The sequence below is a fragment of the Streptomyces sp. ST2-7A genome, from assembly GCF_021390475.1.
In the GTDB taxonomy this organism is placed as follows: Bacteria; Actinomycetota; Actinomycetes; order Streptomycetales; family Streptomycetaceae; genus Streptomyces.
On record NZ_JAJUWS010000003.1, the window covers coordinates 1 to 13,862 of the forward strand.

Here is a 13,862-nt window from a genome sequence, read left to right on the forward strand (position 1 = left end):
TCCGGGGGTCGGGGCGGGGACGCCGGCGAAGACCGTCCCGGAGGCGGTGGTTGACGCCCGGTCGGGTCCGGGCGGGGGGACCGCGACCGCCGGCGGCGGGACGGTGTGGGCGATCCGGGCGATGGGCGCGGTGGGGGCGACGGTCCTCATGCCGGTACCAGGCTTTCGGCGATCTCGCGGAGTCGTATGCGCGCCAGGGCGAGATTGCCCTCGCGTCGATCGATCCACAGGTGGACGAAGACGCTGCTGTCCAGAACTCCTCCCACGAAGTGGATCAGGTGGTGCCCTCCGGGGGCGGTGACGATGACGCCTTCGACCGGCGGGGCCCCCTTCTCCGGTTCGGGCGCGTCGGGCGGCACGAACGCGGTGTGCTCGGCGGCCATGCGGGCGAGTTCGGCGGTCTCGGCGGCGGTGACCTCGTGGTCGCCGCTGGGCGACTCCCCGGCGGTGCCCAGCGCGAGGCCGCTGATCCAGTCCACGACGGCGGCGCCGCGGGCCCCGGGCAGCGTCATCGCCGCCAGCAGGCACTCGTCGATCCCGGGCATATGTCGTGCTCCTCCCCGCTGCCGGTGCCGGTGGTACCGGCCCGAACCCTCCTCGGACCCCGTGAGGGCCCGGTGGCGAGGAGATTACGCATCGTGCCGGAGCGGATGCGGGGTTCCGACCGCTATTCATCGGCAAGTGCCAGGAGTTGATCGGATGACGTTCGGTGTCGAGTGTTTGACACGTGCATATGCCAGAAATGTTCGACGGCGGCACAACCGAACGACACACCGGGCCACGGCGACCGCGCACAAGGGTCACCCGGAGCGCGTACGCCGCCCGTTGACGCCCCGTCGACGGACGACCGACAGGTCGGGGCGATCATCCGGTCGGCCGGGCTCCCCCCAAGGGGCGGAACCAGGCTTTTGTTTACGAGTCCGTGACCCGGTAAGCCGACAGAGCAGAGAGGCGCGTACGAAGGGGTTCCCACCGAAAGGCACACCATGACCACCACTCAAGTGATCATCCTCGTGGCGGTGCTGGCCGTCCTCGCTCTGGTGTATCTGGCCCTCGGGCCGGTGATGAAGCGGCGCCGGGGCGACCTGCGCGGACGCTTCGGTCCCGAGTACGACCGGGCCGTGGACCGTCACAACGGCGACGAGAAGGCCGCCCGCGCCGAACTGTCCGAGCGGCTCAAGCGCCACGGGGACCTGCGTCCCCGGACCCTCCCGGCCGAGGAGCGCGAGCGTTACCGCGCGCAGTGGGCGGAGGTTCAGCAGCGCTTCGTGGACGACCCCGGCGGCGCCGTCGCCGAGGCCGATCACCTGTTGACCCGGCTGGCCCACGACCGCGGCTACCCGTCCGACTCGCACGACGACCGCGTCGCCGCGCTGTCGGTGCACCACCCCCATCAGGTCGACGGCTACCGCCGGACGCACGCCCTGGCCGGTCGCACCACCCCGGGGGACACCGCCACCGAGGACCTGCGCACCGCGATGCTCGGGGCGGGTGAGGTCTTCGAGAAGCTGATCGACTCCCCCCACTCCGGTGACCGGGAGGACCGCGCCAAGGCGGAGGGGCGTGACGGCGGCATCGCCGAACGTCTGCACCTGCCGGGCGCCGGCCGTGACGAGCGGACCGAGGAGCGGACCGACGAGCCGACGGCCGACCGGAGCCGGGCCCCGCACGGCGAGGACCGGGCGACCACCGAGCGGGAGACCGCCGAGGCGCCGGTCGAGGACCCGAACGGCGCGCGGCGATGACCCGACCGACCAACCCGGGTTCCCCCGACGACGGCACCCGGACGAAGCGTTCGCACCACGACACCGACGGCGACACCGTCGGAAAGGAGAGCAGGACAGTGGAGAACCGCGTGGAGGGCCGCAAGCACACCACCGACACCGGCCGGACGACGGACACCGATACCCACCCCGCCCGCCCCGCCGACGACCGGGACGCGCCGGTCGCGCCGGTGGCCCCCGAGGCGGAAACCGGGACGACGCTCCGGGGCGGTGACACCGCCCCGGGCGGGAACCACGAGCGGACCGTTCGTTCCGGGAACGGGACGACCACCGGCACCACGAGCACGACCGGGACCACCGGCACCACCGGCTCCGGCCGGTCGGGGAACGGCCACGCCGGCCCGGCGCTCATCCCGCAGGCCCGCGCCGAGGAACTGCGCTCCCGGCTCCAGGAGGCGGTGCAGTCCTTCGTGGACGACCCCGAGCGGGCCGTACGAGAGGCCGACGCGCTGCTGGAGGAGGCGGGCGAGTACCTGCGGGAGTCCCTGGCCGAGCAGCGCGGGGCCCTGCGGGCCGACGGCGCGACCGGCGACCGGGACGGTGACGATGCCGCCTCCGCCGGCACCGAGGAGCGGCGCACCGCCCTGATCGGTTACCGCGACCTGGTCGAGCGGGTGATAGCCGCCTGACGGCGACCCGGCACCCGACGGGCCATCCGATCGGGCCCCGTTCCCGGGATCGAAATCCCCGGGCCGGAGTCAGGGACGGGGATCCGGGACGGGATCCCGCCCTCCGGGCACCGCACACGAAGCCGGTTCCGACGCGTTGGACAGAACGCGTCGGAACCGGCTTTCCGTCTTGCCCGCGGCAGACCGACCACGCCCCCGGAGCCCCTCACTCCCCCGGCGCCGGCCCCGTGACCCGCGGTTCCCCGGCCCGCAGTTCCACCCGCGGCAACAGCACCCACTCGGCTCCCGCGATCGCCGCCGTGCCCGGCTCGATCCGCACCCCGGGGTCGAGGTGGACCGGCCCGCCGCCCGGAGCCGGCGGCAGCACCAACAGCTCCAGGGCACCGTGGCGACGCAACTCCCCGGCGGCTCCGCGCAATCCGATCTCCCACGGCGGCCCGAAACGGAAGTGGTCGGCCACCAACCGCCCGCCCACCAGCGCCCGGGCCGCGTCCCCCTCCACGCGCACCCGCAGCAACACCTCGCCCTCCCCCGGCGGGGCCCACCCCGCGCCCCCGGCATCCCCCGGGTCGTCCCCGGATTCCGACGCGGCCGGGGCGTCCCACCACTCGGCCGGGACCTCCACCCGGTATCGGGCCGCACCGGCGAAGTCGGCGTCCGTAGGCGCCGAGGCCCGGCCCGCCGACCCGCCCCACCGGGGCGGCGGGGGCACGGCGTCGGCACGTGAACACCGGATCCGCACCGGTGGCGGTGGCCCGGGCAGGGCCGGCCGGAAGGAGGTGAAGGCCCCCTCGGCCACCGGCCCCGGCATCGGGGAGGGCCCGCTCACGCGCGCCGGCGCGGGCAGCAGCGACAGCCGGGTGGCGCGCCGCGGGGCAGCCGACGCGCCCGGCCCCTCCGACTCCCCGAACCCACCGGGGACCTCCCCCGGATGCAGGCGCAGTACCTCCGTGCCGTCCGCCGTCGGGTCACGATCCACCACCACCGGGCCGTCGGCCAGGACCAGCCGTTCGGCCCCGGCCCAGCGGATCCGGTACAAGCGCGCGGCGTTCTCCGGGTCCAGTACCAGCAGACGGGCGGTGGCGCCGTCCGGGCCGCGGACGGTGAACAGCGCTCCCGGCCCCGGCTCGTCCACCACGTGCACCCGGACCCCGGGGCCGCCGGGGCCGCCGGGGGCGGTCGGGGCGACGGCACGGGCCGGACCCTCCAGGGAGGTGCCGGCCGCCGTGGCGATCCGGACGGGAATCCCCGGATCCGCCGCCAGTACGGTGAGCGGCCCCTCCGAACCGGTGCCGGCACCGGCCTCCAACCGGGTCACCGGGCGGGCGGTGGCCCACTCCAGCCGCGGCCCCCCGGCGCACCCGCCGATGTCGGGAGCACCCTCGGCCGGTCCCAGCGCCAGGCCCAGCGGCCACAACGTGTGCGTGCCGGCGGGCAGGTCGATCGGTACGTCCGGCAACACGGTCGTGCGACCCTCCAGCGCCACCGAGAAGCGCACCCCCTCGTGGGCGGGCAGCGGCTCGTGCGGCTGATGGTTGATCAGGAAGAGGAAACCGGAGTCGCCGCGCGAGCGCACCGACCAGCGCACGGTGTCGCGGTCGTGGAGGCCGGCGGGGGTCCGGTCGGGGAAGCGGGCGGGCATCGTGGCCAGCTCCGCGCCCCATTCCCGGAGGAAGAGGTGTTGCGCGCGCAGCGCGTGGTGGTGCGGCCGGATCTGTCCAGCGGTGCCGATGGGCGCCTGGAAGTCGTAGTCCACCGCGGGCATGTCGTTGGGGTAACCGCAGTCGTGCGACTCCTGGTTGGGGAGAGCGGTCCCCTGGTACTGCTCGGCGCCGTGGTAGAGGTAGTAACCCTGCCAGACCGAGCCCGAGGCGAGTTTGTTCAGCGCGAGGGCGGAGATGTCGGCGGGCCGGATCAGCGGCCGTCGATGGTGGGCGATCGCCATTCCGCCGCCCAGTTCGCAGGTGGCGAAGGGGTGGAGGGCGGGATCGGGCCCGGGGTCGGAGTCCCGGCCGGTCGGGAGCACCGGCCGCAGGTCCGCCCCGATCGCGTGATCGTCGCGGATGGGCCCGGGAATGTAGTGGCGGAACGTTCCCGTGGCGGGGCCGGCGTCCCCCTCCTCCCAGAACGCCTCGGGGTAGCCGCCGTACAGCGGGAGCAGTTCGCCCTCGGGGAGCCGGGCCCCGCCCCAGGCCGTGGCGGTCCACAACGGGGCCGAGATCCCGCACTCCTCGGCGATCCGTCGCAGGCCGGCGAGGTGGTCGGGGTCGTCGTACAGTTCGTTCTCGATCTGCACGGCGACGACCGGCCCGCCCTCGTCGTACGAGGTGCCGCGCAGGCGCTCGCCGAGCACGGTGAACCAGCGACGCACCACCGCCAGGTAACCGGGGTCGTCGGTGCGCGGTGCGCGAACGCGTCCGGGGACCCACTCCGGCAGGCCCCCGTTCCGGCACTCGCCGTGCGCCCACGGTCCGATCCGGAGGGCCATCCCCAACTCCAGTTCGGCGCACAGGTCCACGAACCGGCGCACGTCGAGCGACCCGTCGAAGCGGAAGCGACCGGGGTGTTCCTCGTGCTGGTTCCAGAAGACGTAGGAGGCCACGGTGTCCACGCCCCCGGCGCGCATCAGCAGCAGCGACTCCCGCCAGGAGGCCACGGGACGGCGGGAGGGGTGGTACTCCCCCATCACCGGGATCCAGGGGCGTTCGCCGCGCCGCACCGAGCGGGCGTCCACCCCGATGGGCGGCCGGGACGTGTCGGACCGGGATCCCATCCGCAGGTGGGCGGAGGGGGCCGGGGGCACGGCCGCTCCGGGGGCCGGGGCGGTCAACGCGAGGGGCACGGGGGTGGGAGCGGGTTCCGGAGAGGGCATTGAAACGTTTTACCAACGGCTCCCCGGAACCACAACACCTCTTCGCCGGCCCGCCGACCCCCCGTGTCCACCACCTCCCCGTGTCCACCACGACCGTCGTACCCCCGGCGGGTGAACGGCCCCGTCCGGGTGCCCCGACGCCCCGAAAGGGAACCCGGCGACGGCGCCGCCGTCGGGATCGTCCACGAGCGGATCCCGGCCACCGATCGAAGGGCCCTGCCCCGGCATCGGGGGAGCCCCGCACGGAACGCCGTGGACCCGCGCGGAGGAGATCGGCACGGCCCCGCCCGCGCTCCCCCGCCACCGGGCACGTCGGCCGACCGGTGGGGGGCGCGGGCATCCCGGCGGGGGTCGCGATGGTGCATGATCGATGTCATGGGCAGTGGCACGCGGATCGTCGCCGGCCTGGACAGTTCGTCCGGCTGGACCAGCATCGTCGTCTGTGACGCCGAGACCGGGGAGGTGTTGCGACACGGGCACGCCGAACACCCCGCGGGCGGGCAGGCGCCCCCGGAGTCCTGGCTCCTCTCCCTGGGGGAGGCCGCCGGGGACGGCCTCCTCGAGGACGTGGCCGCCATCGGCGTGGCCGCCCGACAGCAGGCGGTGGTGGCCCTGGACGGCGCCCGGAACCCGGTGCGCGCCGCGCTGTCGGAGGAACAACGGATGCAGGGCTCCGCGGTCGATCTGATGGACGCCCTGGGCGGGGCCGCCGCCTGGACCGGCGCCGTGGGCACCGTCCCCGGAGTCGGACATCCGGTGGCGCAACTGGCCTGGCTGGCCCGCACCGAGCCGGAGCTCGCCCGCCGCACCGCCGCCGTCCTGCAACCGCAGGACTGGTTGGTGTGGCAGTTGCTGGGCCGCCCGGAACGGTTCACCACCGACCGGGGCGGGGCGTCGGGCACCGGCTACTGGTCGCCCACCGAGGAGCGCTGGCGGCCGGACCTGCTCGAACTGGCCCTGGGCCGCCCCGCCGAACTGCCGACCGTGCTGGGCCCCGCCGACATCGCCGGCCGCACGCCGGAGGGACTGCTGATCTCCGCCGGCACCGGGGAGACCATGGCCGCCGCGCTGGGGCTGGGACTGGGCTCGGGCGACGCGGTGATCTCGCTGGGCGCCTCCGCCTCCGTCTGCGCGGTGCACGGATCGGCGATCCCGGATCCCGGCGACATGATCACCTCCTACGCGGACGCGACCGGTCGGCACCTGCCGGTGGTGCGAACCCTCAACGCCAACCGGGTGCTGCGCGGCACCGCCGACCTGCTGGACCGCTCACCCGAGGAACTGTCCGCCCTCGCGATGACCTCGACGCCGGGCGCCCACGGCCTGGTGTTCCTGCCCTACCTGGCGGGCGAACGGGCCCCGGCCCTGCCGCACACCGCCGGGACGCTGGCCGGGCTGCGGCGGGAGAGCATGCGCCCCGAGCACCTGGCCCGGGCCGCCTTCGAGGGAATGCTGTGCGGAGTGGCGGACGCGGCGGGGGTGCTGCGCTCACGGGGGGTGCGGATCGGCCGGGTCTTCCTGCTGGGGCCGACGGCGCAGCTGCCGGCCGTGCGGGCACTGGCCCCGGGGCTGCTGGAGGCCGAGGTGGTGGTGCCCGAGCCCGCCGACTGGGCCGCACTGGGCGCGGCCCGCCAAGCCGCGTGGGCGCTGGCGGCCTCGGAGAACCCGTCCGCGACGGCCGAGCCGCCGACCTGGCCCTCACCGCGCGGCGAGACACTCCGCCCGGACGAGGAGGCGCTGGCGGTCGGCCGGGCGGTCCGGCAGCAGTTCACGACCGTCCGCGAGGAACGCCACCCCGAGGCGCTGGGCCCACCCGCCGACTGACCCCGGGCGGTCGGCGGTTCACGACCGTCCGCGGGCCCCCGGGGTACCGGGATCGCGCGCCGCCCGATCGGGCGCGCCGGCGGAGCCGCCGGTTCCCCGCCCCGGGGAGGCGGGCGGCGGGGAACCGGCGGCGGCACCGGCCGTCCCCTCCTAATCCAGGTAGCCGCGCAGCTGACCGGCGTAGGTGTGGGTGCGGAGCTTGTGGAGCGTCTTGTGCTCGATCTGCCGGATCCGCTCCCGGGTGACCCCGAACATCTGTCCGATCTCCTCGAGTGTGCGGGGGCGGCCGTCCGACAGGCCGTAGCGCAGTTCCACCACCCGCCGCTCGCGGTCGCCGAGGGTGGAGAGCACCGCGTGGAGCTGCTCGCGCAGCAGCAGGAGGGTCGCGGACTCGGCGGGCCCGGGCAGGTCCGCGTCCTCGATGAGGTCGCCGAAGTGGATGTCGTCCTCGTCGCCCACGGGGGCCTGGAGGGAGACCGGGTCCCGGGCGAGGTTGAGGATCTCGCCCACCCGCTCCGGGGTGAGGTCCAGTCGGGCGGCGATCTCGTCGACCCCGGGCTCGACGCCGCGCTCCTGGAGCAGGGAACGCTGGGTGCGCACCACCCGGTTGATCAGCTCCACCACGTGCACCGGGACCCGGATGGTGCGCGCCTGGTCGGCGATGGCCCGGGACATGGCCTGCCGGATCCACCAGGTCGCGTAGGTGGAGAACTTGAAGCCCCGGGCGTAGTCGAACTTCTCGACCGCCCGGATCAGCCCGAGATTGCCCTCCTGTACCAGGTCGAGCATGGTCAGGCCCCGCCCGATGTACCGCTTGGCGACGGAGACCACGAGGCGGAGGTTGGCCTCGATGAGCCGCCGTTTGGCCAACCGACCGCGTACCACCAACCGGTCGAGGTCCAGGGCGAGTCGGGCGCCGGGGTCCCGGAGGGTGTGCAACCTGTGCTCGGCCAGTACGCCCGCCTCGATGCGGCGGGCCAACTCGACCTCGTCGGCGGCGGTGAGCAGCGGGATGCGGCCGATCTCCCGGAGATACTGCCGGAAGAGGTCACCGCCGGGGCCGGGGCCGCCCTCGGACGCGCGCTCTCCCCGCCGAGCCGCCGGTCTCCCGGGGGGATCCCCGTCCCGCGCGCCGGGACCGTCGTCCCCGGGGTGATCGGAGGGGTCGTCGGTGGAGGGGTCGTCGAGCGCTTCGGGTGTTTCGTCGGACACCTCGCCGGGTGCTTCGGACGCGTCGGGCGGCGGGGGCCCCGTCGCGGGATCGGCTTCCCCCGCCGAGGCGGTGCGCCGGCGGGGGACCCTCCGCGCGGGGGACTCCGCGGCGGGAGGGGAGAGTGCCGGGCGGGGGGTGGGGGAAACCGGAGCGGGCTGCCTGCGGGAAACGGAACCGGTGTGGGGGCGGGCGGGGACGTCGGCCGGAGCGGCGGGGACCGCACCGGCGAGGGACTGGGTCTGCACGGAGCAACCTCCAGGTGCTCGCGACCGGAATGGGCGGCGCCGCCCACCAGTGTGAGCCAAGGCACACCCGGTCCACGAGGGGTGTGCGCCGCTTTTCGAAAGCGGCGGCCCGGCCGGGGACCGGGGAACGGCGCCGGGGGATTCCGGAAAGGACCGACCGTCACGTCCTCCCCGGACGGTCGGCACCGTCCCGGGGAGACCCGCTCACAGCGCCGCCGCGCCGCGTTCCCGCAGGGCACGGCCGTACTGCTGGAGCACCCACAGTTCCCGGCGCAGCTCCGTCGCCTCCTCGGCCGCCCCGCGCGACTCGGCGCGCAGCGCCGTGCCGTCGAGGTCGAGGACCCGGCGGTCCACGGCGGCCAGGCGGACCCGCACCAGCTGTTCGCCCGCGTACACCTCGTCGGGGTCGCGGGGGGTGCGCAGGGGCTCCACCGCCAACTCGGTGATCAGTGCGCGGAAGGTGTCGTCCGGGGCGGTGGCCCGCACCCGGGCGATGTACCCGGAATCGCCGTCGCCCGACTCCACGCCTCCGGCCTCCGCGATCGTCCGCCGTACCGCCGCGTAGGGCGGGGCGGTGAACTCGTCCTCGCCGTAGGCGTCGAAGGCGGGCGAGACCAGGGCCGGGAACTGCAGGGCGAGCTTGAGGAGTTCGCGCTCGACCCGGTGGGTGGGGCTGCGCAGGTGCAGGGGCGGGCCCGCGGCCCGGGGGCCCTCCGGGACGGGGGGGCCGGCCTCCGCGAAGCGCCCGCCGGCGGGCCCGCCGCGGCCGGACGGGCCCGATCGGCCACCCCGGCCACCCCGGCCCGCCGGGCCCCCGGGGGATCCCGAACCGTCGGACCCCGGACGCCCGTGGTGCTGTCGGTGGACCAACTGTCCGACCCGGCTCAGCACGAACCGGTGATCGGAGATGCCGACCAGCCCGGCCAGTCGCACCGCGTACTCGTGCCGGATGGCGGGGTCCTTGATCATCGCGACCACCGGCGCGGCCTGCTCCAGCGCCGCCGAACGCCCCTCCGCGGTCTCCAGGTTGTGCCCCTCCGCGATGTGGTCCAGGGCGAAGGCGAAGAGCGGGGTGCGGCCCTCCACCAAATCCCGCACCGCCTGGTCTCCCCGGCTCAGCCGCAGGTCACAGGGGTCCATTCCGTCGGGAGTGACCGCGATCCAGGTCTTGGCGGCGAACTTCTGGTCGTCCTCGAAGGCCCGCAGCGCCGCCTTCTGGCCGGCCGCGTCCCCGTCGAAGGTGAAGACCACCTCGGAACGGGAGTTGTCCATCAACAGCCGGCGCAGGATCTTGATGTGCCCCTCGCCGAAGGAGGTGCCGCAGGTCGCGATGGCGGTGGTCTCACCCGCCAGATGGCAGGCCATCACGTCGGTGTACCCCTCGACGACGACCGCGCGGTTGCCTTTCGCGATGTCCTTCTTGGCCAGGTCGATCCCGTACAGCACCTGCGACTTGCGGTAGACGGGGGTCTCCGGGGTGTTCAGGTACTTCGGGCCGTTGTCGTCCTCGCGCAGTCGCCGGGCGCCGAATCCGATCACCTCACCGGCGATGTCCCGGATCGGCCACATCAGTCGGCCGCGGAACCGGTCGATGGGCCCGCGCCGCCCCTCCTGGGCGATACCGGAGAGCAGCAGTTCCCGGTCGGTGAAGCCGCGACCGCGCAGGAACCGCACGGCGTGGTCCCAACCCGCCGGGGAGTACCCGACGCCGAAGCGTTCCGAGACGCCCCCGCCGAAGCCGCGCTCGTCCAGGAAGGCCCGGGCCGGGGCGGCCTCGGGGGAGTCCAGTTGTTCGACGTAGTAACGGGCGGCCTCGCGGTGCGCCTCCACCAGGCGGGTGCGCTCCCCCGCCTGGCTGCCGCGTCCGTAGCCGCCCTGTTCGTACCGCAGGGTGATGCCGGCCTGCGCGGCCAGTCGCTCGACCGCCTCGGCGAAGGAGAGGTGCTCCAGCCGCATCACGAAGTCGAGGGTGTCCCCGCCCTCCTGGCAGCCGAAGCAGTGGTAGAGCCCCTTGCCCGGACTCACGTGGAAGGAGGGCGACTTCTCGTCGTGGAAGGGGCACAGGCCCTTGAGGTTGCCGCCGCCGGCGGGGCGGAGTTGCAGGTAGTCGGCGACGACCGTGTCGATCGGCACCGCCTCCCGAACCGCTCTCACGTCCTCGTCGTTGATCCTTCCCGCCACCCGCACAGTGTACGGCGGGGCACCGACGGCCCCGCCGGCGCCGGGCCGGGAAGCGGTGTCCGGGGCACTCCGGAGGCATGACCGCAGCCCCGGGGCGGGAACGAATGGCCGGGTCGGCCCCGCCCCGGACGGGACCGACCCGGACGGGGTCAGGGGGCGGATGGCATCGCGTGCCCGATCTCCAGGATCTCGGTGACGGCCCGGCGCGGGGTGGGAGGCGACTCGGGGCCGTACCCCAGGCGGATGATCATCTGGACGTGCGAGATCGGCCCCATCGGGTCGCGGGTGGGCCACCGCAGCTCGTCCCACTCCAGCGCCTGCGAGGACAGCGAGGTGGCCAGGCCCCGGTCGGTGGCCACCAGCAGTACCCGCTCCAGGGCCTCGCCCGCTCGCAGCCAGTCGAAGGGCCGGTCCCCGTCGGTGCCCAGCAGCACCAATTGGGGGGCGGACTCGAAGTCGGCGCCGGCCCGGCCGGGCAGCGGCGCCCGGCCGGCGAAGTCCCGCACCACCGTCCGGCCGTCCCGCTCACGCGGGCCGAAGGCGTACTCCGGGACACCGTCCACGGCGCTCCCCGCTTCGGGCCCGGTGCGGGTCCAGCGTTCCAGTTCCCGCTCGCGCGCCGGGTCCGAGCCGTCGCGCCCCTCCGCGTCGCGCAGCAGTTCCAGCACGGTGGCGGTGTGCCAGGAGTCGGGATGGACGAGTTCGGCGCCCTCGGCCCGGGCCGCCTCCGTCAGCTCCGCGCGCACCGACCCGGGGACCCGCTCGGGGAGGAAGGGGTGCCGGCTGGTGCGGCGGGCGCGGATCGCCGGGTAGAGGGCGGCCAGCCCGGCGGCCTCCCGCGGTTCCGGCGCGCCGGCGGGCAGCCGGCGGAAGACCATGTCGGCCAGCAGGCGGGGTTCGGCGGGCTCGGGGAGCAGGCGGACATCGGGGAGCAGCCCGGCGTGCGCGGCGGCCACCCGCAGGTTGCAGATGGCGGCGCCGCAGCCGAGGTGCAGACCGCGTCCGTCGGGGTCGGCGTGCGGCACCACCCGGTCGAGGTCCGCCCACAGTTGCAGGGTGGTGCCGTCGGCGAGCAGCCGGAACCGCCACGGCTGGGCGTTGTGCAGGGAGGGGGCCAGGGAGGCGGCGGTGACCAGGGAACGGGCGACGGCCTCCCCGATGGGGAACGGCGGGCCGATCGGTCGGCCCACCGGTTGGTCCGGGTCGGAGGGGGAGGCGGCGTCCCCGGCCGCCGGGCCGCCGGGCGGGGTCGCCGGGGGGACGGGGTCCGGGGGTGTGCCCGGCGGCCGGAGATCCTGCGCGGCCCGGGGTGTGGGGGTGTCGGCGTTCATCGCGTGCTCCCTGCGATCGGTGGTCGCACGTCGCCGGCGCGGCCGGGGTACCGGCCGTCCACGCCGGGTCGGCGGGGTCCGACGCCCGCCCCCTGGTGGCCCGCCGCGCCGGTGGGCCCGCCGGGCCCGGACGGAACCGTGATCGGGATCGGGTGTCCGAAGGTTCTCCTTTCCCCAGCCTAGGCTCCTTCATCCGGAGGACACAGGAGGGCGAACGCCCTCCCGTGTCCTCCGCGGTGGGGCGCGGCGCCGGTCACCGGGCGATCGACGGGATCGGCCGGACCCGGGGCGCCCCGGCCCGCCGACGGGGCGAGGGCCGGGACCACCCGGACGGCCCCGGCCCGGGGCGGCCTCAGCCCAACTGTCGACAGCCCTCCAGGACCCGCCGGGCGGTGAGCGCCAGGGAGAGTTCGGCGGTCTCCTTGGGGCTGCTCAGCGAGCGTCCGGTCAGCTTCTCGTAGCGGCGCAGTCGGTTCAGGACCGTGTTGCGGTGACAGGAGAGGCGTTCGCCGGTGCGCTGGGCGGAGGCGTCGCACTCCAGCCAGGCCGCGAGGGTGTCCAGCAGGATCTCCCGATCGCCCGGGTCGAGGCGGCGCAACGGCCCCAGGACGCGCTCGGTCAGGACCGCTCCGAGGTCCGGCGAGGAGACCAGCAGGGCGGCGGCGAGGTGGTCGCGCAGCAGGGCGACCTCGCCGTCGGCGGGGCAGGTCTGGAGGGCCTTCTCCGCCAACGACCTGGCCTCCCCCAGGCCGACCAGTCCCCGGACCGGCGGGCTGACGCCGACCCGCACGGGCGGACCACCCGGACCGGGCGCCAGGTCGCGGGCGAGTGCCTCCACGCCGCGCTCGCCCTCCCGGTGGTCGCCCGGTTCCTCCTCCAGCCGGGCGATGGCCAGGTCCACGGGGTCGCCCGGGTGCCAGACCAGTCGATCGCCGGCGGGTCCGGTGCGCAGCGCGGCGCGACCGGGCCCGCCGACGGCGACCACCGCGTAACGGCCGTTCTCCGGCAGTCCGAGCGCCTCGACGACATCGGGCAGGTCGGCGACCCGGACCGTGCCGTGCAGCAGGGCCTCGGTCATGAGACGGATGCGGTTCTCCCGCCGCCAGGCCATCTCACGCTCCGCCCTGCGGTACGCCTCGGCGGCGAGTGAGCAGTGCTCGTCCACGAAGTTCCACACGTCGCCGGCGACGTGCACCAGCAGGCGCATGGACTCGGGGTCCTGGCGGGAGGCGGTCTCCAGGAGTTCCTCCCAGACCACGCCGCCACCGAGCCGGAAGGCGTGTTGCAGGGCGTCCAGCGGCAGTCCCTGGCGTGCCCGGTCCGAGCCGATGCGGCGCGAGCAGTGCCGGGCGGGGTCGCGCATCCCCCGGGGGTCGATCAGGCAGCCGACGTTGTTCCGCAGGGAACGGTGCACCTCCTGCCACAGGGCCTCGGTGTCCACCCGGGGTCCCCGGTAGGAGGGCTCCTGGTCCTGGACCAGGGCCACCACCCGGTCGGTGAGGTGGGGCAGGCGGTGCAGCAGCAGGCGGGCGGAGCGACGCATCACCAGGAGTGTCTGCGCGCGGTCGGGCGGGCGCGTCGCCTCGCGTTGGGCGTCGCTGCGGTCGTTCCGATCGACCCGGTGGTCCCGGGACGCCGGGGCGACCTCCCGGGGCTTGGTGCTCAGGGGCATCACGAACCTCCACCTGTCGGGGCGGTAAGGGCGGCTCGCTCTGCATTGTTCGGGTGCGACGCTCCACGATCCAGTGCTGTGCCCGTAGTGCAACCAAAGCCATACCGTCCA

9 protein-coding genes are annotated in these 13,862 nt (G+C 75.1%); 3 read left to right on the plus strand and 6 right to left on the minus strand.

Annotated elements, in window-relative coordinates:
- Positions 1-146: 146 nt before the first annotated feature.
- Positions 147-545 carry a hypothetical protein gene (locus LZF96_RS02660; protein WP_233865254.1) on the minus strand — a complete coding sequence of 133 codons (399 nt, stop codon included), beginning with the start codon at positions 543-545 and terminating at the stop codon, positions 147-149.
- A 441-nt stretch (positions 546-986) separates the two neighbouring features.
- On the opposite strand from LZF96_RS02660, the gene LZF96_RS02665 reads away from it, so the two are divergent.
- Complete coding sequence (locus tag LZF96_RS02665; RefSeq protein ID WP_233865256.1) at positions 987-1,745, plus strand: hypothetical protein; 759 nt, start codon at positions 987-989, stop codon at positions 1,743-1,745.
- Positions 1,742-2,413, plus strand: coding sequence for a hypothetical protein (locus tag LZF96_RS02670; protein ID WP_233865258.1), 672 nt, complete (start codon positions 1,742-1,744; stop codon positions 2,411-2,413). The genes LZF96_RS02665 and LZF96_RS02670 overlap by 4 nt, the downstream gene beginning before the upstream one ends.
- A 205-nt stretch (positions 2,414-2,618) precedes the next feature.
- Here the strand turns inward: LZF96_RS02670 and LZF96_RS26375 are convergent, their stop codons facing one another.
- Complete coding sequence (locus tag LZF96_RS26375; protein ID WP_267940378.1) at positions 2,619-5,285, minus strand: beta-galactosidase; 2,667 nt, start codon at positions 5,283-5,285, stop codon at positions 2,619-2,621.
- 375 nt (positions 5,286-5,660) lie between these two features.
- Here LZF96_RS26375 and LZF96_RS02680 point away from each other — a divergent pair, with 375 nt between their 5' ends.
- On the plus strand, positions 5,661-7,109 hold the full coding sequence (locus LZF96_RS02680; RefSeq protein WP_233865260.1) for an FGGY family carbohydrate kinase: 1,449 nt from the start codon (positions 5,661-5,663) through the stop codon (positions 7,107-7,109).
- A 150-nt stretch (positions 7,110-7,259) separates the two neighbouring features.
- Here LZF96_RS02680 and LZF96_RS02685 read toward each other — a convergent pair whose 3' ends face one another.
- From LZF96_RS02685 to LZF96_RS02700, 4 genes are all read right to left on the minus strand, one after another.
- Positions 7,260-8,567, minus strand: coding sequence for an RNA polymerase sigma factor (locus LZF96_RS02685; protein ID WP_374203070.1), 1,308 nt, complete (start codon positions 8,565-8,567; stop codon positions 7,260-7,262).
- Between the two features lie 204 nt (positions 8,568-8,771).
- Positions 8,772-10,748 carry a DNA primase gene (gene dnaG, locus LZF96_RS02690; protein ID WP_233865264.1) on the minus strand — a complete coding sequence of 659 codons (1,977 nt, stop codon included), beginning with the start codon at positions 10,746-10,748 and terminating at the stop codon, positions 8,772-8,774.
- Positions 10,749-10,897: 149 nt separating this feature from the next.
- Positions 10,898-12,079 (minus strand): nitroreductase family protein, encoded by a 1,182-nt coding sequence (locus LZF96_RS02695; protein ID WP_233865266.1) that lies wholly within the window; start codon positions 12,077-12,079, stop codon positions 10,898-10,900.
- Positions 12,080-12,431: 352 nt separating this feature from the next.
- Positions 12,432-13,751: a CdaR family transcriptional regulator gene (locus LZF96_RS02700; RefSeq protein ID WP_233865268.1), complete on the minus strand. Its 1,320-nt coding sequence runs from the start codon at positions 13,749-13,751 to the stop codon at positions 12,432-12,434.
- Positions 13,752-13,862: the final 111 nt, after the last annotated feature.

Coding starts and splice junctions, on each gene's coding strand:
- LZF96_RS02700 (WP_233865268.1), bottom strand. CDS start 13,751: ATGCCCCTGAGCACCAAGCCCCGGGAGGTCGCCCCGGCGTCCCGGGAC.
- LZF96_RS02670 (WP_233865258.1), top strand. CDS start 1,742: ATGACCCGACCGACCAACCCGGGTTCCCCCGACGACGGCACCCGGACG.
- LZF96_RS26375 (WP_267940378.1), bottom strand. CDS start 5,285: ATGCCCTCTCCGGAACCCGCTCCCACCCCCGTGCCCCTCGCGTTGACC.
- LZF96_RS02665 (WP_233865256.1), top strand. CDS start 987: ATGACCACCACTCAAGTGATCATCCTCGTGGCGGTGCTGGCCGTCCTC.
- LZF96_RS02695 (WP_233865266.1), bottom strand. CDS start 12,079: ATGAACGCCGACACCCCCACACCCCGGGCCGCGCAGGATCTCCGGCCG.
- LZF96_RS02680 (WP_233865260.1), top strand. CDS start 5,661: ATGGGCAGTGGCACGCGGATCGTCGCCGGCCTGGACAGTTCGTCCGGC.
- LZF96_RS02660 (WP_233865254.1), bottom strand. CDS start 545: ATGCCCGGGATCGACGAGTGCCTGCTGGCGGCGATGACGCTGCCCGGG.